The organism is Ruthenibacterium lactatiformans (assembly GCF_000949455.1).
Lineage (GTDB): Bacteria > Bacillota > Clostridia > Oscillospirales > Ruminococcaceae > Ruthenibacterium > Ruthenibacterium lactatiformans.
The window spans coordinates 1-1,318 of the sequence record NZ_JXXK01000097.1; the positions used below are offsets into that span (position 1 = coordinate 1).

General features: G+C 57.6%; 2 protein-coding genes. Both read right to left on the bottom strand.

All coding sequences use genetic code 11. The features are described from left to right. The coding region (locus TQ39_RS19855) for an ABC transporter ATP-binding protein (RefSeq protein WP_050006809.1) at nucleotides 1-740 on the bottom strand (740 nt) is incomplete at its 3' end. A gap of 20 nt (nucleotides 741-760) precedes the next feature. Continuing rightward, the coding region (locus TQ39_RS19860) for an ABC transporter permease (protein ID WP_050006810.1) at nucleotides 761-1,318 on the bottom strand (558 nt) is incomplete at its 5' end.

Sequence of the window (1,318 nt, forward strand, 5' to 3'; positions counted from 1 at the left end):
TGAATGGCTGCGGCCTCCGGGTCCAGCGCCTTGTATGCGGCGCACACCTCGGCCGCTTCGCCCTGCATCTTTACGCGGCCCTTTTCCAGCCATGTCACGTGGTCGCACATGCGCTCGATCTGGCCGATGGAGTGGCTCACCAGCAGCACCGTGGTGCCTCCGCTCATCAGCTGGCGCATGCGCTCCTCGCATTTTTCCTGAAACATGAAGTCACCCACGGACAATATCTCGTCCGCAATGAGTACGTCCGGCTTGGTGATCGTGGCGATGGCAAACGCAATACGCGCCACCATGCCGGAGGAATAGTTCTTCAGCGGAACGTCCAGAAATTCCCGCAGCTCGCTGAAATCCACGATCTCGTCGAATTTTTCGTCGATGTATTTGGGCGTCAGGCCCAGCACCGTGCCGTTGAGATAGATGTTCTCCCGGGCGGTGAGGTCCATGTCGAACCCCGCGCCCAGCTCAATGAGCGGCGCGATGCTGCCGTGCACCACCACATTGCCCGCCGTGGGCTTGAACACGCCGGAGATCACCTTCAAAAGCGTGGATTTGCCCGAACCGTTCAGCCCGATGATCCCGTGGAACTCACCCTTATGCACGGTGAGGGAAACATCGCGCAGCGCGTAAAATTCTTCAAACTGCAGCTTGCCCTGCACGGCGGCCAGAAAATACTCTTTCAGGCTCTCGTGCTTTTCCTTTGCCATGTTGAAGCGCATGGACACGTTGTTTACTTCGATCATTTTCACAGCGGCGTCCTCCCTCAGATATGCAGGACAAATTTGTCCTGCTGGCGGCGGAACACGAACAGGCCCACAGCCAGCGCGATGACCGCACACAGGCCGCAGATCCAGACCATGCTCCAGGTGAGGCCCGTGCCGTCCAGCACCGTGGCGCGGAAGCCCGTGATGTACCAGTACAGCGGGTTGAAACGGATGACCTGGGAAAGGCTCAGCTCCACGCTTCCCACCACCAGCGGATTCATCTGCTCAGGGTCATAGAAAATGGCGGAAAAATAGTTCAGCGCCAGCGTAAACACACCCCACAGATGCATCACATCCCGAAAGAACACTGTTGCCGCGGCCAGTGCAAGGCCGATGCCCAGCGTGAATACAAACAGTGTCAGCAGCGGATAAAACGCCAGAAGCACGGTGGCGTGCAGCTTGGCTCCTGTTACAAGCATTACAATAACGAGAGCAATGAACGAGAACAGACAGTTCACCAAAGCAAAGCACACCCGCTCCAGCGGAAAGATGTATTTTGGGATATACACCTTTTTGATGAGCGGCGCCGCGCTCAGCATGCTGCCCATGGCGCTGCC